This is a genomic window from Nocardia caishijiensis NBRC 108228, assembly GCF_001612825.1.
Lineage (GTDB): Bacteria > Actinomycetota > Actinomycetes > Mycobacteriales > Mycobacteriaceae > Nocardia > Nocardia caishijiensis.
The window spans coordinates 308,668-328,716 of record NZ_BDBE01000029.1 but is presented as its reverse complement, the minus strand read 5'-3'; the positions used below and the strand labels follow the sequence as shown (position 1 = coordinate 328,716).

Annotated in this window: 8 protein-coding genes and 1 tRNA gene; 5 read left to right on the top strand and 4 right to left on the bottom strand. The window is 70.6% G+C overall.

Annotation, left to right across the window (positions count from 1 at the left end):
- The first annotated feature begins 173 nt into the window (after positions 1 to 173).
- Positions 174 to 365 (top strand): hypothetical protein, encoded by a 192-nt coding sequence (locus NC7_RS29090; RefSeq protein ID WP_157101968.1) that lies wholly within the window; start codon positions 174 to 176, stop codon positions 363 to 365.
- Between the two features lie 16 nt (positions 366 to 381).
- Here the strand turns inward: NC7_RS29090 and NC7_RS12740 are convergent.
- The 3 genes from NC7_RS12740 to NC7_RS12730 all read right to left on the bottom strand — a co-directional run bounded on the left by NC7_RS12740 (position 382) and on the right by NC7_RS12730 (position 2,465).
- A tRNA-Arg gene (locus NC7_RS12740) sits at positions 382 to 454 on the bottom strand.
- Between the two features lie 66 nt (positions 455 to 520).
- Complete coding sequence (locus NC7_RS12735; RefSeq protein ID WP_174550223.1) at positions 521 to 1,225, bottom strand: DUF1542 domain-containing protein; 705 nt, start codon at positions 1,223 to 1,225, stop codon at positions 521 to 523.
- Between the two features lie 100 nt (positions 1,226 to 1,325).
- Positions 1,326 to 2,465, bottom strand: coding sequence for an acyl-CoA dehydrogenase family protein (locus NC7_RS12730; protein ID WP_067982419.1), 1,140 nt, complete (start codon positions 2,463 to 2,465; stop codon positions 1,326 to 1,328).
- 149 nt (positions 2,466 to 2,614) lie between these two features.
- On the opposite strand from NC7_RS12730, the gene NC7_RS12725 reads away from it, so the two are divergent.
- Positions 2,615 to 4,249, top strand: coding sequence for a long-chain fatty acid--CoA ligase (locus tag NC7_RS12725; protein ID WP_067982416.1), 1,635 nt, complete (start codon positions 2,615 to 2,617; stop codon positions 4,247 to 4,249).
- A 165-nt stretch (positions 4,250 to 4,414) separates the two neighbouring features.
- Here the strand turns inward: NC7_RS12725 and NC7_RS12720 are convergent, their stop codons facing one another.
- Positions 4,415 to 5,446: a nitronate monooxygenase gene (locus NC7_RS12720; RefSeq protein ID WP_174550222.1), complete on the bottom strand. Its 1,032-nt coding sequence runs from the start codon at positions 5,444 to 5,446 to the stop codon at positions 4,415 to 4,417.
- Between the two features lie 247 nt (positions 5,447 to 5,693).
- On the opposite strand from NC7_RS12720, the gene NC7_RS12715 reads away from it, so the two are divergent.
- From NC7_RS12715 to NC7_RS12705, 3 genes are all read left to right on the top strand, one after another.
- Positions 5,694 to 6,554, top strand: coding sequence for a M23 family metallopeptidase (locus tag NC7_RS12715; protein WP_236573247.1), 861 nt, complete (start codon positions 5,694 to 5,696; stop codon positions 6,552 to 6,554).
- A 235-nt stretch (positions 6,555 to 6,789) separates the two neighbouring features.
- Entirely contained in the window at positions 6,790 to 14,067 is a 7,278-nt protein-coding gene (locus NC7_RS12710) for a non-ribosomal peptide synthetase (protein ID WP_067982410.1), read from the top strand.
- A gap of 84 nt (positions 14,068 to 14,151) precedes the next feature.
- The gene (locus tag NC7_RS12705) at positions 14,152 to 19,980 is read left to right on the top strand and encodes a non-ribosomal peptide synthetase (protein ID WP_067982733.1); all 5,829 of its coding nucleotides are present in this window, start codon (positions 14,152 to 14,154) and stop codon (positions 19,978 to 19,980) included.
- Positions 19,981 to 20,049 lie beyond the last annotated feature (69 nt).

The following is a 20,049-nucleotide window of genomic DNA, read 5'->3' as shown; positions in this document are numbered from 1 at the left end:
AAGGCGACTCCATTCGGGATCTTCGTTGTGTCCACTACCGGCTGTGAGGCCTTCACGGTAGGGATTCTCCTGCGTTAGGTCGAGATCGGTCAGTCATTCGTCGGTGTGAATGGTGAAGCCAGCAGCTCGCTCGCCGATGGTGCGGCCTCGCTCGCGGTATCGCGAGGGCCTCGGTGCCGGCGCTTCGGCGGATGCTCGGTCACGACAAGCTGAGCACCACGCTGGACTTCTACGCGGCCCTGCTCGACGACGACCTGGACGACGTGGCGATCAAGCTAGACTCTGCCCGGATCGGATTCGCTGCGGACTGGCTGCGGACTGGCCGGGGTGACGGGCTCGACGGTGAGGCCAAGAAAACGGCCTGACCTGGATGAACTGGAGTGCCCTCGGCAGGATTCGAACCTGCGACACCCGCTTTAGGAGAGCGGTGCTCTATCCCCTGAGCTACGAAGGCGGGGGGCTCGCTCGGCGGGCCGAGGTGAGTATAACGCGAGGGTGGGGGTGGGGGTGTTGGGCTCGGTCAGAAGGCGGGGTAGGTGCCGGTGTCGTAGCCGGGGTCGGGGAGGTCGGTGGGGGTCTCGGTGCGGCCGGTGCCGTTTTCGAAGGCTTCGGCGTCGTAGCCGATGCCGGGCATGCCGGTGAAGAGCGCCGCGAAGAGGAGGGTGGAGCCGGTGCCCCAGGCGCCAGCTAGGAGGGCGGGTTTCCACCAGGGTTCGGAGTACCAGCCTGCGGGGACGGGGCGGCCCGCTACCCGGCCGCCGGGGAAATAGTGGCGGGTGGCGGCGGAGGGTTCGGGGGAGGCGGCGATGGGGCGGCCGTTGTAGTCGATGGTGCGGGGTTGTTCGACGCGGCCCGCGATGTCCTGGCCGTCGAGGGCGGGGAGCTCGGGGCCGGGGTCCATCTTCATCGCCTGTCGGGCGGCGCGGGTGTAATGGAGGCCTTCGAGGGCGGTTCGGTTGGCGAGGGTGGCTTGGTGGGGTGTGCTCGCCCGGTCGAGTTGGGTGTTCGCCGCGTTGTAGCGGTCCGTGGCGTCGGCGAGGGCGTGGTCGGCGGGCCGGTTGGCCGGGGTGAGGGCGTGCAGTTGGCCGCCGAGGCGCTCGATGGCGAGTCTGGCCTCGGCTCGGGCCTCGTCGAATTCACGGGCGGTGCGTTTGTTCTGTTCGGCGCGCAGGTACAGCAGGGCGCCCACCGAGAGAACCAGGATCAAGATCAGCCACCACAGCATCGCACGCCTCATTCCGTCGAGGTGTCGAGATGCTGTTCAGTTTACTGACCGGTTGCGGCGAACGCGCTGACCGTCGGTGATCAGCGCGTTGCCGAATTGCTCACCCGGCGAGATGGCGGGCGATCACCAGCCGCTGGATCTGGTTGGTTCCCTCGAAGATCTGCATCACCTTCGCCTCGCGCATGTAGCGCTCGACGGGGAAGTCCTGGGTGTAGCCGTAGCCGCCGAACACCTGCACGGCGTCGGTGGTCACCTTCATCGCGGCATCGGTGGCGGCGAGCTTGGCGACGCTGGCCTGACGCGAATAGGGCAGCCCGGCGTCGCGGCGGCGGGCGGCGTCGAGGTAGGTGGCGCGGGCGGTGTCGACGGCGGCGGCCATGTCGGCGAGCACGAAGCCCAGGCCCTGGTGGTCGATGATCTTGCGCCCGAACGCTTCTCGCTCCTTGGCGTAGGCGACGGCCTCGTCGAGGGCACGCTGGGCGACACCGGTCGCGACGGCGGCGATGCCGAGTCGGCCCGCGTCGAGGGCGCTGAAGGCGATCGAAAGCCCTTGTCCCTCTTCGCCGATGCGACGCTCGGCGGGCAGGAACGCGTCGTCGTAGGCGGCGGTGGTGGTCGGGATGCCGCGCAGGCCCATCTTCTCCTCGGGCTTGCCGAAGCTGAGGCCCTCGGTGTCGGCGGGCACGAGGAAGCACGAGATGCCGCGCGAGCCTTCACCGGTGCGCGCGAACAGGGTGTAGAAGTCGGCGCGGCCACCGTTGGTGATCCAGGCCTTGGTTCCGGTGAGCCGGTAACCGCCGTCGACGGGGGTCGCGCGGCAGCGCAGGGCGGCCGCGTCGGAACCGGCGTGTGCCTCGGAAAGGCTGTAGGCGCCGATGGTTTCGCCCGAGAGCATGCTCGACAGCCACTGCTGCTTCTGCTCGTCGGTGCCGTAGGTGAACAGCGGATGGCACGACAGCCCGTGCACGCTCACCGCCACCGCGACCGCCGCCCACCGGCTGGCCAGTTCCTCGAGCACCTGCAGGTACACCTCGTAGGGCTGCGCACCGCCGCCGAATTCCTCGGGGTAGGGCAGGCTGAGCAGCCCGGCCGCGCCGAGCGCGGGGAAAACACCCTCGGGGAAGACTCCGGTCTTCTCGCTCTCGGCCACGCGCGGCTCGAGTACTTTGTCGGCGATCTCGCGGGTGAGCTCGATCAGGTCGCGCGCTTCTTCGGTGGGCAACATGCGGTCTACAGCCATGTCGGTCACAGTACGGCCGGGTCATCCGTCCGTGCCGACAAGGTGGAGACCGGAATCTTGGTTGAGGAACCCGTTGCTCAGCCCAAACCTTTCGGTAACATCCGGTGTGACGTGGATCATTCCGCGGCGAGGGATTCGAAGGAGCACCGATGCTGAGCACAATGCAGGACGACCAGCTGTCGCTGGCGAAACTGCTCAACTATGCCGCTACTTTCCAGGGCGATTCCACCGTGTCCACCTGGACCGGTGACGGTGTTCGCACCATGACCTACCGTGAGCTCGGCGCGGATTCCGCGCGGCTGGCCAACGCGCTGCGCGGGCTGGGCGTCGACGAGGGCGACCGGGTCGGCACCTTCATGTGGAACAACAACGAGCACATGACCGCCTACATCGCCGTCCCCGCGATGGGTGCGGTGCTGCACGCGCTCAACATCCGGCTGTTCCCCGAGCAGCTGGTGTTCGTCGCCAACCACGCCGAGGACCAGGTGGTGATCGTCGACGGCACGTTGGTCCCGCTGTTCGCGCAGTACCTGCCGAACCTGACGACGGTCAAGCACGTGATCGTGGCCAACGGTGACGCCGCAGCGCTCACCGCGCCCGAGGGCGTGCGGGTGCATTCCTACCGTGAGCTGCTCGACAGCCAGTCCGCCGAGTTCGACTTCCCCGTCGTCGACGAGCGTTCGGCCGCCGCGATGTGTTACACCTCGGGCACCACCGGTGACCCGAAGGGCGTCGTCTACTCGCACCGCTCCAACTGGCTGCACGCCATGCAGGTGAACTCGCCCAACGGCATGGGTTTCCACGGTGGCGACTACGTGCTCGCGATCGTGCCGCTGTTCCACGCCAACGCCTGGGGTCTGCCGTACGCGGCGCTCATGTCGGGCGCCAACATCTTGATGCCGGACCGTTTCCTGCAGCCCGCGCCGCTGCTGGAGATGATGGCCGCCGAGAAGCCGACCTTCGCCGCCGCCGTGCCGACCATCTGGGGCGGTGTGCTCGCCGCGCTGGCGGCCGCGCCGCAGGACATCTCGCACCTGCGCACCGCCGTCGTCGGTGGTTCGGCGGTGCCGCCGTCGATGATGCGTGCCTTCGAGGAGAAGTACGGCGTGCGCATTCTGCACGCCTGGGGCATGACCGAGACCTCGCCGCTCGGCAGCGTCGCGCACCCGCCTGCCGGGGTGGCGGGCGACGAGGCCTGGGAGTACCGCTACACCCAGGGCCGTTTCCCGGCCAACGTGGAGGCCCGCCTGGTCGGTGACGACGGCAAGGTCGTCCCCAACGACGGCGAGTCCCTCGGTGAGCTCGAGGTGCGCGGCGCCTGGATCACCGGCTCCTACTACTCGCCCTCCGGCGCCGAGGTCGACCCGGACAAGTTCGACGACGGCTGGCTGCGCACCGGCGACGTCGGCAAGATCAGCCCGAACGGCTACCTGACCCTGGTGGACCGCTCCAAGGATGTCATCAAGTCCGGCGGCGAGTGGATCTCCTCGGTCGACCTGGAGAACGCGGTGATGGGTCACCCGGCCGTCGCCGAGGCAGCCGTGATCGGCGTGCCGGACGAGAAGTGGGACGAGCGGCCGCTGGTCGCGATCGTGTTGGCCGAGGGCGCCGCCGCGGAGGCCGTCGAGCTGCGTGACTTCCTGGCCGACAAGTTCGCCAAGTGGCAGCTGCCGGAGCGCTGGACCTTCATCGCGGAGGTGCCCAAGACCAGCGTCGGCAAGTTCGACAAGAAGCGTCTGCGCGCGCAGTACGCCGAAGGCGAACTCGACGTCGTCACTGTGTAGTCGGAGCGCTGGCGCGCTCGGGTCGCGGCCCTTCGGGCCCCGATTCTTCCCTCCCTCCGGGTACTCCTTCGTCGCACCCTCCGGTCAGTCCAGAATCGGGCGGGCCGCGACGGTGTGTTGACCTGATCAAGGGCGGGCGTGGATATTGTTCCGCGCCCGCCTTTTTCAGTCCCGGATGGCGCGACGCAGGGCCGCGTTCGCCTCGGCCCACAGGGTGGTGACGAGTTCGCCCGCCGGTCGGCCGGTGGTCAGCGAATGTGTCTGGCCCGCCCACAGATTCACCTGATCGGCATTGCCCGCCGAGCGGCCCGCCGCGCGCAGCGGTGCGGTGGCGTAATGGATTTCGGGATAGGCGGCGGGGGCGTTCGCGGTGTGGTCGAGCAGGAAGCGGTTGCGGATGCCTCGGGCGCGGCGACCGGTGAAGGCGCGGGTGAGCATCGTCGGTTCGGTCGAGCCGAGCGCGCCGCGATGGACGGCGTTGGTTCCGGCCTCCGGGCAGCGCACCAGCGCCGTGCCGAGCTGCGCCGCCGCCGCGCCCGCCGCGAGCACAGCGGCCACACCGGCGCCGGTGACGATGCCGCCCGCGGCGACGAGCGGGCGATCGGTGGTGGCGGTGAGTAGTTGGAGCAGGCTCAGCAGACCGATCGGGTCGACCGGGTCGGCGGCGGGATCGTCGAGGAAGGTGGCGCGGTGCCCACCCGCCTCGGCGCCCTGGGCGATGAGCGCGTCGGCACCCGCGTCGATCGCGATGCGGGCCTCGTCGGGTGCGGTGACGGTGACCCACACCTCGGTGCCGACGGCGTGCAGCCGGTCGATCTCGACGGCGGTGGGGCAGCCGAAGGTCGTCGACACCACGGCCACCGGGTCGGCGACGAGCAGGTCGATCTTGTCGGCCCAGCCGTCGGTGTCGTGGGCCGGTGTGCCGAGCGGGAACTCCGCGCCGAGCTCGGCCAGGTATTCGGCGTAGGCCGCGGGCTCGGTCACCGGACCGGGTGCGAACAGATTCACCCCGAACGGGCGCGAGGTGAGCGATCTGGTCGCCGCGATCTGGGCGGCCACCGCCTCGGTGCTCAGGTATCCGGCGGCCAGCTGTGCGAAGCCGCCGACGGCCGACACGGCGGCGACCAGCTCCGGTGTGGACGGCCCACCCGCCATCGGCGCCGCGACGACGGGGACGCGCAAACTCTCGATCACCATGCTTCGAGTGTGGCCTGTCCGGCCCTGTCGAAAAGCCTCGATAACGACCCGCATGGCGGCCTCGTTACGGATCAACTCGCCGGTGACCTGCGATTTCACCCCGGAAGGTTGCGGAATGGTCACGACGGGGTACAGTTCCCATCACAACGGATGCCGAACCGTTACACACAGTGCGGCAACGGGAAGCCTCCCGGCCGGTCATGGACCGGAAATCCGTTCCCTTGTTGCCGGACGCTAGGACGAAACTTTGTCGCAGCACCGTATGGGCCCCGACTCGATCTCCGTCAAGGCCCTGCTGGCCGACGGTGGCGCCGGGCGCCCCAGTCGGCACCGCGCCGCGCCCTCGCGCACCGAGCGGGTGCGGGCCGCCGCGGGTGCCGCTGTCGCCGCGGGCGCCTTGGTCGGCACCGCCGCACAGGTCGTCCCCGCCATCGCCTACGCCGCCCCGCTGCTGCCCACCACCCAGGACGACGTCGAGGAATCCGTCGTCCCCGAGTCGGCCCGCGAAGACGTGAACCTGGTCGCCGCGCAGGAAGTCGCCTCGCACGCCGAGGCGCCCGCGCCGGTGCAGGCCGTCGCCGCCCCCATCGCCGCGCCGGTGGCCGCCCCGTTCGGCATCGGCAACTTGCCCCCCGAGATCTCCGGCCCGCTTGCCCAGGTCGAAGACATCCTGCAGGGCATCCAGCACCAGGTCGCGCCGCCGCAGGCCGCCCGCCCGGTCGCCGGTCCCATCAGCTCCGGCTTCGGCGCCCGCTGGGGTGCCATGCACAGCGGCATCGACTTCGCCGACAACCTCGGCGCCCCGATCCACTCGGTCATGAGCGGCACCGTCGTCGAGGCGGGCCCGGCCTCGGGCTTCGGCCTGTGGGTGCGCGTGCTGCAGGACGACGGAACCACCGCCGTCTACGGCCACGTCAACGACATGCTCGTCAGCGAGGGCCAGCGTGTGAACGCGGGCCAGGTCATCGCGACCGTCGGTAACCGCGGCCAGTCCACCGGCCCGCACCTGCACCTCGAGATCTGGGATCAGGGCGGTGCCAAGATCGACCCGCTGCCCTACCTGGCCGCCAAGGGTGTTCCCATGGAATGGGGTCCGTCGGCTCACTGAGCGGACTTCTCCCGCAAGCAGGCACGATCGAGTGACGGTGGTTCGTATGAACCCCGTCACTTTGCCGTTGAAGCGGCAACAGCGCCAGGGGCGGAGTCGATACTCCTCTGGGCCCGAGATTCTGGGGGCTACCGGCGCGATCTCGGTATGTGTGTGGACGGTCGATATGATGGCCCGATCTGCACGGTGCGGTTGTGGCCGCGCGTCAGGCTCGATGAGAGGTGAATGAACCCGCATGGAAACTGCCCGTCGTTCTGCCCGCGGTAACCGCCGTCGCCGGTCGAGCAGTCCGACTTTCGGGCAGTTGCTGACCGCCGCTGTCGAGTCGTCGGCCGACCGCGTGGCGGTCCGGTTCAATCCAACGGGTGAACCCGCCGATCAGCGCGAGCTCACCTATTCGGAGTTCGATCAGCGCTCCGCCCAGCTGGCCCGCGAACTGATCGGGCGCGGCATCGGCCCCGGCGACGTGGTCGCCATCGGCATCGCCCGCGGCATCGAGTCGGTGCTCGCGGTGTGGGCCATCGCGAAGACGGGTGCGGCGTACGTGCCGGTCGACCCGAACTACCCGGCCGACCGCATCGCCCACATCCTGTCCGACTCCGGGGCGGCCCTCGGCCTCACCACCACCGCGCACCGCGCGGTCCTCGGCACCACACTGCCGTGGCTCGAACTCGACGACGCCGCGACCGCCGAGCGGATCGCCGCGCAGCCGACGCACCCGGTGTCCTACGCCGATCGCGTCCGCACGCTCGACGAGCGGCACCCCGCCTACCTGATCTACACCTCCGGCTCCACCGGCAAGCCCAAGGGCGTCGTCGTCACCCACACCGGCCTGGCCCCGCTGGTCGCCGCCGAACGCGAGCACTACGGCGTCACCGCCGAGGCGCGGGTGCTGCACGTGTGCTCGCCGAACTTCGACGTGTCGGTGCTCGAGCTGCTGCTGGCCTTCTCGGCGGGCGCCACTCTGGTGATCGCGCCGCCGCAGGTGTTCGGTGGTTTCGAACTGGCCGACCTGCTGCGCCGCGAGCGCGTCTCGCACATGCTCATCACCCCGGGTGCCCTGGAATCGGTTGAGGCGACCGATCTCGACGATCTGCGGGTCGTCGTGGTCGCCGGTGACAAGTTCGGCCCGGAACTGGTCGGCCGCTGGGCCGTCGGCGACCGTCGCTTCTACAACGGCTACGGCCCCACCGAGGCGACCATTCTCGCCACCAGTACCCCGCCGATGGACCCCGCCGCCCCGGTGACGATCGGTTCCGCGATCGCCGGAATCGGTGCGTTCGTGCTCGATTCGCGGCTGCGCCCGGTGCCCGCCGGGGTGATCGGCGAGCTGTACCTGTCCGGTCCCGCCCTGGCCCAGGGCTACCTGAACCGGCCCGCGCTGACCGCCGAACGTTTCGTCGCGAGCCCGTTCGGCGCGCAGGCGGGCGACGCCAACGCCCGGCTGTACCGCACCGGTGACCTGGTGCGCCGCAGCGAATCCGGCGACGGCGTCATCGAGTACATGGGCCGCTCGGACTTCCAGGTGAAGATCCGCGGTTTCCGCATCGAACTCGGCGAGATCGACAACGCCCTCACCGCGCACCCCGACATCGACTTCGCGGCCACCCTCGGCAAGACGCTGCCCTCCGGGGTCACGGCGCTGGTGTCGTATGTGCTGCCGCGCGCGGGCACCACCCTCGACATCGCCGCCGTCGACACGTTCCTCGCGGAATCGTTGCCCGGCTACATGATTCCGGCCGCGATCATGGTGCTCGACCGGATCCCGCTCACCCCGGTCGGCAAGCTCGACCGCAACGCGCTGCCGGAGCCGGTGTTCGCCGCACGCGAGTTCCGCGCGCCGTCCACCCCGGTCGAGGAGATCGTCGCCGAGGTGTTCGCCGCCCTGCTCACCACCGGTGGCGAGGAGGAGATCCGCGTCGGCGCCGATGACGACTTCTTCGAACTGGGCGGCAACTCGCTGCTCGCCGCCCAGGCCGCCACCCGTATCGGTGCCGCGCTCGACACCAGGGTGCCGGTGCAGGTGCTGTTCGAGGCGAGCACCGTCTCGGCGCTGGCCGAACGGGTGGAACGCCACATCGGCACCGGTTCCGGCCAGGAACTCGTGCCCCAGGAGCGGCCCGAGATCATCCCGCTGTCGTTCGCGCAGCAGCGGATGTGGTTCCTGAACCGGTTCGACCCGGCCAGTGCCGTGAACAACATGCCGATCGCGGTGCGGTTGTCGGGCGCGCTCGACGTCGACGCCCTGCGCGCGGCGGTGCGCGACCTGGTGACCAGGCATGAGGTGCTGCGCACCATGTACCCGCAGGTGGACGGGGCCGGTCAGCAGTTGATCCTGCCGGTGTCCGATCCGCGCGCGGTGCCGGAGATGGCGTGCGAGCAGGTCACCGAGGAGCAGGTGCCCGGGCTCGTCGCCGAGACCGTCGGAGTCGGCTTCGATGTGTCGCTCGCGCCGCCGATCCGGTTGCGGTTGCTGCGGCTCACCGCGCAGGAGCACGTGCTGATCTGCGTGGTCCACCACATCGCCGGTGACGGCGTATCGATGGGCCCGCTCACCCGCGACCTGATGACCGCCTATGTGCGGCGCAGCGCGGGCGCCGAACCCCAATTGCCGCCGCTGCGTGTGCAATACGCCGACTTCACCCTGTGGCAGCGTGCCGTGCTCGGCACCGAGGACGACCCGGAATCGGTGCTGTCCCAGCAGATCGGGTACTGGCGCACCCAGCTCGCCGGTCTGCCCGACCAGCTCGCCCTTCCGGCCGATCGCCCGCGCCCCTCGGTGGCCACCTACCGTGGCGCGACCGTGGACTTCCGCATTCCCGCCGAGGTGCACGCCGGACTGGACAAGCTCGCGCACGCCCACAACTCGACCCTGTTCATGGTGGTCCACGCGGCACTGTCGGCGCTGCTCGCGCGGCTGTCCGGCAGCACCGACATCGCGATCGGCACGCCGGTCGCAGGCCGTGGTGACGCCGCGCTCGACGACCTCATCGGCATGTTCGTCAACACCCTCGTGCTGCGCACCGAGGTGGACCCGGCCGACACCTTCGAGGCGCTGCTCGCCCAGGCCCGCGCCACCGACGTGGCCGCGTTCGGCCACGCCGACGTGCCGTTCGAGCGGTTGGTCGAGCTGCTCGACCCGGCCCGCTCCACCGCGCGGCATCCGCTGTTCCAGGTGATGCTCGCCTTCCAGAACATGGCGCGCACCGCCCTCGAGCTCCCCGGGATGACGGTCAGCGGGGTGGACCTGAGCATCCCGTTCGCCAAGTTCGACCTGCAGTTCGAGATGGTCGAGGACACCGATCGCCACGGCGCGCCGCACGGCATCGCGGTCGGCCTGACCTACGCCACCGATCTGTTCGACGCCGCGACGGTGGCAGGCATCGCCGCCCGGTTCGTTCGCCTGCTCACCGCGATCGTCGCCGACCCGGCGGCCCCGCTCGGCGCGCACGAGCTGATGGAGTCCGCGGAGCTGGATCGAATCCTGCTCGGCTGGAACGACACCCGGCACGAACTGCCGCCCGCGCTGCTGCTCGACGGTTACCGTCGCGCCGTGGCCGAGCACCCGGACGCGGTCGCGCTCGCCTACGAGGGCACCGAGCTGACGTACCGCGAGTTCGACGAGCGGGTCAACCGGTTGGCCCGCAAACTCGTCGCCGACGGCGTCGGCCCGGAATCGTATGTCGCACTGGCCGTGCGTCGTTCGCTCGACCTGGTGGTCGGCATGTACGCCATCGTCACCGCCGGTGGCGCGTACGTGCCGCTCGACCCCGATCATCCGGCCGAGCGCATCGCCCACATCCTCGACACCGCGCGACCGGTGTGCGTGCTCACCACCACCGCCGACGTGATCGAGGTGCCCGCCGGGACGCCGGTGATCACCATCGACACCGTTGCGCTGCAGGAGTTCTCGGGCTCCCCGGTGGCGCCGTCGGAGCTGGCGCGCCCGGTGCTGCCGCAGCATCCCGCCTACGTCATCTTCACCTCCGGGTCCACCGGCAGGCCCAAGGGTGTCGCGGTGTCGCACGCGGCGATCGAGAACCAGATCGCCTGGATGCTCGCCGAATACCCGCTCGCCCCCGGTGATGTGTACCTGCAGAAGACCGCCACCACCTTCGATGTGTCGCTGTGGGGCTACTTCATGCCGTTGCGCACCGGTGCGAAGCTGGTCGTCGCCACCCACGACGGCCATCGCGACCCGGCCTACATCGCCGAAACCATCGCGGCACAACAGGTGACGATGACCGACTTCGTGCCGTCGATGCTCACCGTCTTCGCCGCGCACACCACCTCCGGCAGCATTCCCACCCTGCGCGACGTGTTCGCGATCGGTGAGGCGCTGCCGCCGGAGACCGTCGCCGCGATGCGCGCGGTGTCGCAGGCCCGGGTGCACAACCTGTACGGCCCGACCGAGGCCGCCGTCTCGGTGACCTACTGGCCCGCCGACGACCCGGGCCGCGGCTCGGTGCCGATCGGTGTACCGGAATGGAACACCCAGGTGTACGTGCTGGATTCGCGGTTGCGTCCGGTTCCCTCGGGCGTTGTCGGCGAGCTGTACCTGGCCGGTGATCAGCTGGCCCGCGGGTACGTCGCCAGGCCGGACCTCACCGCGGACCGGTTCGTCGCCAACCCCTTCGGCGCGAACGCGCGCATGTACCGCACCGGCGACCTGGTGGTCTGGCGCACCCAGCCCGACGGCCGTGGCGCGCTGGAATACCTGGGCCGCACCGACTTCCAGGTGAAGTTCCGTGGCCAGCGCATCGAGCTCGGCGAGATCGAGACCGCGCTGCTCGCCCAGCCCGGCGTGAGCCAGGCCGTGGCGATCGTCGCGGATTCGCCTGCGGGAGAACAGCTCGTGGCCTACGTGGTGCCCAAGCCGGGCGCCTCGATCGAACAGGTTCCGCTGCTGGCCGCGATCGGCGAGACCCTGCCGTCCTACATGGTTCCCGCCGCGCTGGTCGCGCTCGACGAACTGCCGCTCAATCCCAGCGGCAAACTCGACCGCAAGGCGCTGCCCGCCCCCACCTTCACCGCGGGCGAGTTCCGGGCACCGGCCACGCCGACCGAGGAGATCGTGGCGGGCGTCTACGCCGAACTGCTCGGCATGGCCCGGGTCGGCGCCGACGACGACTACTTCGCTCTCGGCGGCAACTCGCTGCTGGCCACCCGCGCGGTCGCCCGGATCAACGAGGCGCTCGACGCCGACATCAGCATCCGCGACCTGTTCGAGGCACCGACGGTGACCGCCCTGGCCGCCCGGATCAGCGCGAGTGGATCGGGCGCGCGCCCGGCGCTCGTCCCGGTGGACCGGCCGCACCGGATCCCGCTGTCGCTGGCCCAGCAGCGCATGTGGGTGCTCAACCAGCTCGACCCCGCCTCGGGCGCCTACAACCTGCCGTTCGCGCTTCGTCTCACCGGCGCGCTCGATGTGGCCGCACTCGACGCCGCCATCGCCGACGTGCTCGGCAGGCACGAGTCGCTGCGCACCCGGTTCCCCGCCGCCGAACAGACCGGCGCGTACCAGGAGATCGTCACGGTCGGCGAGGTGCTGCCCGACGGCCTGGTGGTGGAGACCACCGACGACGTGCTCGGCCGCGTCGCCGAACTCGCGGGCGCCGGTTTCGACGTCACCCGTGAGGTGCCCGTGCGGACCCGACTGCTCACCGACGGGTCGTCGGACTGGCTGCTGGTGTTCGTGGTGCACCACATCTCCGCCGACGGCGCGTCCCTGGCCCCGCTGGCGCGCGACCTGATCACCGCCTACGTCGCCCGCACCGGCGGACAGAGCCCGGCCTGGACGCCGCTGCCCGTGCAGTACGCGGACTTCGCGCTCTGGCAGCGCGAGGTGGTCGGTGCCGACGACGAGCCGGATTCGGCCGCCGCCGCGCAGCTCGACTACTGGCGTACCCAGCTGGCCGGGATGCCGCCGCTGCTCGAACTGCCCCAGGACCGCCCGCGGCCCTCGGTGCCGAGCCTGCGCGGCGCGACCACCGAGCTGCGGTTGCCCGCCGAGGTGCACGAGCAGCTGAACAAGCTCGCGCGCGAGCACAAGTCGTCGCTGTTCATGGTCGTGCACGCCGCGCTGGCCGTGCTGCTCGCCCGGCTGTCGGGCAGCACCGACATCGCGATCGGCACCGCGGTGGCCGGTCGTGGTGAGCGGGCGCTCGACGAGCTGGTCGGCATGTTCGTGAACACGCTGACGCTGCGCACCGCCCTCGACCCGGCCGGTTCGTTCGACGAGGCCGTCGACCTGGCCCGCGAAACCGACCTGGGTGCCTTCGCCCACGCCGACCTGCCGTTCGAGCGGGTCGTCGAGGTGGTGGCGCCGGGCAAGGGCAGCGCCCACAACCCGCTGTTCCAGGTGGCACTGACCTTCAGCAACAACGAGACCGCCGCGCTCGAACTGCCCGGCCTCACCGTGGCCGCGCTCGACACCGGGGTGTCGGCGAAGTTCGACCTGCAGGTCGACGTGGAGCCGCGCTACACCGACGAGGGCGCGCCCGACGAGCTGGTCGCCCTGTTCAACTACGCCACCGACCTGTTCGACGAGGCGACCGTGCGGTCCATCGGTACCCGCTTCGCCCGCATCCTCACGGCGGTGGCCGCCGACCCGCAAGTCCGCGTCGGCGATATCGACATCCTCGACGAGAGCGAACGCGCGCGGTTGCTCGCCGGTGCCGCGCAGGCGCCCGTGCCGACCACGGCGACCGGCGGAACCACGCTCACCCAGGCGTTCACGGCCGCCGCCGAGGACGATCCGGACGGTCCAGCGCTGGTCTGGGGTGAGGAGCAGTTCGGTTTCGAACAGCTCGACGCCCGTTCCTCCCGCCTGGCCCGCCTGCTGATCGGGCGCGGCTTCGGTCCGGGTTCGGGTGTGGCGCTGGATCTTCCGCGTGGTACCGACTGGGCCGTCGCGGTGTGGGCGGTGCTCAAGGCGGGCGCGGCGATCGTGCCGTTCGCACGGGAGCTGACCGCCGAGCCGACGGCCAAGATCGGCATCACCACCGGTACGGCGTCCTCGGGTGACCTCGACTGGCTGGTGCTCGACGACCCAGCCGTGCGCACGGAGCTGTCAACCCAGTCGGCCCGCCCGGTGACCTACGCCGACCGCACCCGCGCCCTGCGCGGCAGCGACCCGGCCTTCGTCGGTGCCGACGGGGTACGCAGCTACGACGACCTCGCCACGGCCGGTGCGCGGGTGCGCGCCGAGGCCGAGCTCACCTTCGAATCACGCACCTTCGCCACCGCGACCGACACCTTCGCCGCGGTCGTCGAACCGGTCGCGGCCGGTGTGGCCGGTGCGTCGATGGTGTTGGTCACCGACGATCCGTCGGCCGCGCTCGCCGAGGAGTGGGTGAGTCATCTGTTCGGCGACCGGGCCGGTCTCGACGCGGTCGATACGGGTGAGCTCGAGGATCTGCGTGCGGTGATCGCCGACGACGCCGCTCCGGGTGACGCGGGCCGGGCCGAGGTGGTCCTGGTACTCGCCGAGCTGAGCGCCGCCGCGGTCTGAAACCATGACCGAGGCAGCGCCACAACGAGTTTCGGTGACGGATGAGGTGGATTCGCGATGACACGACCGGTACGCACCCGCCCGGTGCGCACACGCCGCGCCCGGGTGACAGCGCTGCCCCAGCTGCTGGCCACCGCCGTGGAGACCGCTCCCGACGGTGTCGCGGTGGTGCTGGCCGACGCCACCCGCACGCTCGGTAGCCTCACCTACGCCGAACTCGACGAGCGGTCCAGCCGGATCGCGCGGCTGCTCATCGCGCGTGGGATCGGCGCGGGCGACCTGGTGGCCATCGGGATCCCTCGGTCGATCGAATCGGTGCTCGCGGTGTGGGCGGTGGCCAAGACCGGCGCCGGATTCGTGCCGGTCGACCCCAACTACCCGCCGGATCGAGTGGCGCACATGGTCACCGACTCCGGCGCGGTGTTCGGTCTGACCGTCGCCGATGCGGCCGGGCGACTGCCCACGCAGGTGCAGTGGCTGGCGATAGACGACGCGGCCACGGTGGCGCGGCTCGACGAGTTCTCCGGTGTGCCGGTCACCAATGCCGACCGAGTGCGCCAGATCCGCGCCGAGGACCTCGCCTACGTGATCTACACCTCGGGCTCGACGGGCCTGCCCAAGGGTGTCGCGGTGACCCAGGCCGGACTCGCCGGATTCAGCGCCGAACAGCGCGAGCACTACGGCGTCGAAGCGCGTTCGCGCACACTGCATTTCGCGTCGCCCTCGTTCGATGCCTCCCTTCTCGAACTGCTGCTCGCGGTGGGTGCGGGCGCGACCATGGTGATCGTCGATCCGAGTGTGTACGGCGGCGACGAACTGGCCGCGCTGCTGCGTCGCGAGCGGGTGAGCCACGCCTTCATCACCCCGGCCGCGCTCGCCTCGATCGACCCGGTCGGTCTCGACGATTTCCGGGTGGTCGCGGTGGGTGGCGAAGCGTGCCCGCCGGATCTGTTGCGCCGCTGGGCGATTCCGCTGGCCGACGGCAGTCTGCGGCAGTTCCACAATGTGTACGGGCCGACCGAGACCACGATCGTCACCAACATCAGCGTGCCGCTGAAGCCCGGTGACCCGCTCACCATCGGTGGGCCGCTGGCCGGGGTGGCCGAATACGTGCTCGACGACCGGCTCGGCCCCGTGCCGCCGGGTGTCACCGGCGAGCTGTACATCACCGGTGCTCAGCTCACCCGCGGCTATCACGCCCGGCCGGGCCTGACCGCGTCGCGATTCGTGCCGAACCCGTTCGAGCCCGCCGGTTCCCGGCTCTACCGCACCGGTGACCTGGTGCGCTGGACCGCCGACGGCGCGCTGGAGTACGTGGGGCGCAACGACTTCCAGGTGAAGATCCGTGGCTTCCGGATCGAACTCGGCGAGATCGACGCCGTGCTCTCGGCGCACGAGAGCCTCGACTTCGCCGCCACCGTCGGACACGAACTCGACACCGGCGCCACGATTCTGGTGTCCTACGTGCACGCCGCGCCGGGCGCCGCCGTCGACACCGCCGAGCTCACCGCGTTCGCCGAGCGCAGCCTGCCCGCGCACATGGTGCCGACGGTGCTGATGGAACTCGACACCATTCCGCTCACCCCGGTGGGCAAGCTCGACCGTCGGGCACTGCCCGCGCCGGTGCTCGAGCACGCCGAATTCCGGCCGCCCGTCACGCCGGTCGAGCAGATCGTGGCCGGCACCTTCGCCCAGGTGCTCGACGCCGACACCCAGCTCGGCCTCGACGACGACTTCTTCGCCCTCGGCGGCAACTCGCTGCTGGCCACCCAGGTGGCGGCACGGCTCGGTGCCGCCCTGGACACCGAGTTCCCGGTGCGGCTGCTGTTCGAGGCGCCGACGGTGGAGGCGCTGGCCCGTCGACTCGCCGAATCCGCCGGTGCCGGTGCGCGCCCGCCGCTGGTGGCCCGCGAGCGGCCCGACCGGATTCCGCTGTCGCTGGCGCAGCAGCGGATGTGGTTCCTCAACCAGTTCGATCCGCGATCGGTGGCCTACAACATCCCGATGGCGGTGCGGCTCACCGGCGCCATCGATGTGGCCGCGCTGGACGCGGCCGTCGCCGACCTCGTTGCCAGGCACGAGACTTTGCGGACGATCTACCCCGAGACCGACGAAGGCCCCGTTCAGCGCATCCTCGACCCGTCGGAGGCGACGCCCCGGCTCGAGGTGCGCAGCCTCACCGCCGACCACTTGCCGACGGCCATGCGCGAACTCGGCTCGTTCGGTTTCGACGTGCGCGGTCAGGTGCCGCTGCGGGTCGCGCTGTTCCAGCTCGGTCCGGAGGAATCGGTGCTCGCGGTGGTCGTGCACCACATCGCCGGTGACGGCAGTTCGCTCGCTCCGCTCAGCCGGGATCTGATGCTGGCCTACGGTGCCCGTTCGACGGGCACCGCGCCGGACTGGGCGCCGCTGCCCGTGCAGTACGCCGACTACGCGCTGTGGCAGCGGGAACTGCTCGGTAGCGAGGACGATCCGGATTCGCTGGCTTCCGCCCAGCTCGACTACTGGCGAACGGCCCTGGCCGGGCTGCCGGATCAGCTCGACCTGCCCGCCGACCGGCCGCGCCCGGCCGTGCAGTCGCTCGCGGGTGGGCGGGTGCCGATCGAGATCGACGCCGACACCCACCGGGCCCTGCTCGCCCTCGCCCGCGCGCAGGGCGCCACGCTGTTCATGGTCGTGCACGCCGCGCTCGCGGTGACCCTGGGCAGGCTGGCCGGAACCGACGATCTGGCCGTCGGCACCCCCATCGCCGGTCGTGGCGAGGCCGCGCTCGACGACCTCATCGGCATGTTCGTCAACACCCTCGTCTTCCGCACCACCCTGAAGCCGGGGGAGCCGTTCACCGATCTGCTCGCCCGGCAACGGGAAACGGACCTGCAGGTGTTCGCCCACGCCGACCTGCCGTTCGAACGACTGGTCGAAGCGATCAACCCGGCCCGCTCCACCGCGCGGCACCCGCTGTTCCAGGTGGGTCTGTCCTTCCAGAACCTCGCCCGCACCGGGCTGGAGCTGGGTGAGACCGACGTCGAAGGCGTGGATGTGGACCTGGCGGTCTCACAGTTCGACCTGCACGCCATCGTCGCCGACGCCTACGACAGCGAGGGCGCCGCGCAGGGCATCAACGGCGTACTCACCTACGCTACCGACCTCTTCGATCCGGCGACCGCGCGGACCTACGCCGACCGGTTCGCGCGGGTGCTCGCGGGGATCGCCGCCGCGCCCGAGTGGCCCGTCGACGAGATCGAGCTGCTGTCCGAGGGCGAGCGCATCCGAATCCTGCACGCCTGGAACGACACCCGGCACACGTGCCCGTCGACCACGCTGCCCGCGCTGTTCGACGCGACGGTCGCGGGGCATTCCGATCGGGTCGCGCTGGTCGCCCCCGACGGAACCGAGCTGACCTACCGGGCCTTCGCGGTGCGGGTGAATCAGTTGGCGCGACATCTGATTTCGCGGGGCGTGGGCGTGGAGGACCGGGTGGCCCTTGCCATCCGGCGGTCCGTCGACCTCGTCGTGGCCATGTACGCGGTGGCGCAGACGGGTGCGGCCTACGTTCCGCTCGATCCCGATCAACCTGCCGACCGGGTGCGTCACATCCTCGACACCGCCGCGCCGGTGTGCGTATTGACCACCGCGCGTGACGGTTTCGCTGATGCCCTCGTCATCGACACGCTCGACCTCGCCGGGTATCCGGCGTCGGCGATCCAGGCGCGGGAGCGGCACGGCGACCTGCGACCGGGCAACACCGCCTATGTCATCTTCACCTCCGGGTCCACCGGCAAGCCGAAGGGTGTGGCGGTGCCACACGGCGCCATCGTCAACCAACTGCTGTGGAAGACCGAGCATTTCGGGCTCACGGTCGACGATTCCGTGCTGCTGAAGACCGCCGCCACCTTCGACCTCTCGGTCTGGGAGTTCTGGACCACCGCGGTGACCGGTGGCCGACTTGTGATCGCCGCACCGGACGGGCACCGCGACCCGGCCGACCTGCTGCGGGTGCTCACCGAGCAGCGGGTGAGCACGCTGCACGTGGTTCCGTCCATGCTCGACGCCCTGCTCACCGAAAGCGCTGGCGCGCTTCCGGTTTCGTTGCGCCGCGTGCTCGCCATCGGTGAAGCTCTCCCCGCCGACACAGCCCAGCGGTTCCTCGTCGCCACCGATGCCGCGCTGCACAACCTGTACGGCCCGACCGAAGCGGCGGTCTCGATCACCGACCACCGGGTCACCCCCGCCGATCGCGCGTCGGTGCCGATCGGCGCACCCGAATGGAACAGCCGCGTCTACGTGCTCGACGCCCGACTGCGGCCGGTGCCCCCTGGTGTGGCAGGCGAGCTGTACCTGGCGGGCGAGCAGCTCGCGCGAGGCTACTTCGCTCGTCCCGATCTCACCGCCGACCGCTTCGTCGCCAACCCCTTCGAGCCGGGCGCCCGCATGTACCGCACGGGCGACCTGGTCGCCTGGACGGGTGACGGCGAGCTCGACTATCGGGGCCGCACCGACTTCCAGGTGAAGATCCGTGGCTTCCGCATCGAACTCGGGGAGATCGAGTCGGCTCTGCTCGCGGCGCCACAGGTGGTGCAGGCGGCGGTGCTCGCCACCACCGACCCACAGCTGGGTGACCGGCTGGTGGCCTACGTGGTGCCCGCCCCGGGCGCCGAACTCACCGCCACCGTCGCCAAGAACGCGGTGGCGCAGGTGCTTCCGTCCTATATGGTGCCGTCGGCGTTCGTCGTCCTCGATCGGCTGCCGCTCAACGCGAACGGCAAGCTCGATCGCGCCGCCCTGCCCGCACCGGTCATCGAACCGCGTCGGTACCGGGCACCGGAGCGCGCCGACGAGGTCGCGGTCGCCGAGGTCTTCACCGAGGTGCTCGGGGTCGAGCGGCCGGGCCTCGATGACGACTTCTTCGCTCTCGGCGGCAACTCCCTGCTCGCCACCCGCGTGGTCCACCGGCTGCACGAACGCACCGGGACCGCGCTCACCGTCGCCGCGTTCTTCGCCGACCCGACCGTCGGCGGTCTCGCCGAACGCCTCGGCGGTGCGGGGCAACAGGATCTGGCGGCCGCGCTGTCGGTGGTCCTGCCGTTGAACGACGCCGCTCGCACCGGCACGCGGTCCGGCCGCCACGACGGGCGGGCCGACGCGGGCACCTCGAGCCAGGAACCCCTGTGGTGCCTGCACCCGGTGTCCGGTCTGGCCTGGGCGTATTCGTCGCTGGTTCCGTACCTGCCCGTCGACCGACCGGTGGTCGGCGTCCAGTCGCCTGCCCTGAGCGAGCCCGATTTCCAGCCCGGCACGGCCGACGAACTCCTCGACCGGTACGTGGCCGAGATCCGCGCCGTCCAGCCGCACGGCCCGTACCAGCTGCTCGGCTGGTCGCTCGGCGGTGTGCTCGCCCACGCCGTCGCGACCCGTCTGCAAGCAGCGGGGGAGACGGTGGCCTCGCTGACGATGCTCGACAGCGTGCCGGGCGCCGACCTGACCGACTTCCGTGCCGAACTGCGCCACGCCCTGCTCGACCTCGGGATCCCCGACGACAAGCTGCCCCCGGCCGACGACCTGGCCGACCTCGGTGACGACGCGGTGGCCGCCCTGCACACCACCTTGGCGGCCGATCTGCCGATCACCCGGGCCGACTTCGTGGCGATGTACCGGGGGGCGCTGCGTTCGGTCGCGCTGGTGACCGAACTCGTCCCGGACCGGTTCGACGGTTCGCTCACCTATTTCACCGCCATGAACACCGGCGGTATCGACCGAGGCGGCGCGTCGCGGTGGCGGCGGCACATCAGCGGAGTGATCGTCGATCACCCCGTGGAGACCACGCATCAGCTCATGCTCACCGACCCGGCGCCCGCCGTGATCGGACCGGTTCTGGACCAGGTGATCAGCGGTTCTCGGCATAGCACCACGTAACGGGCGGGCGGCAGATTACGATTCTGTTGCCAGAGAGTCGGTGTGTCATGGCGCACACCTCGGCGACGG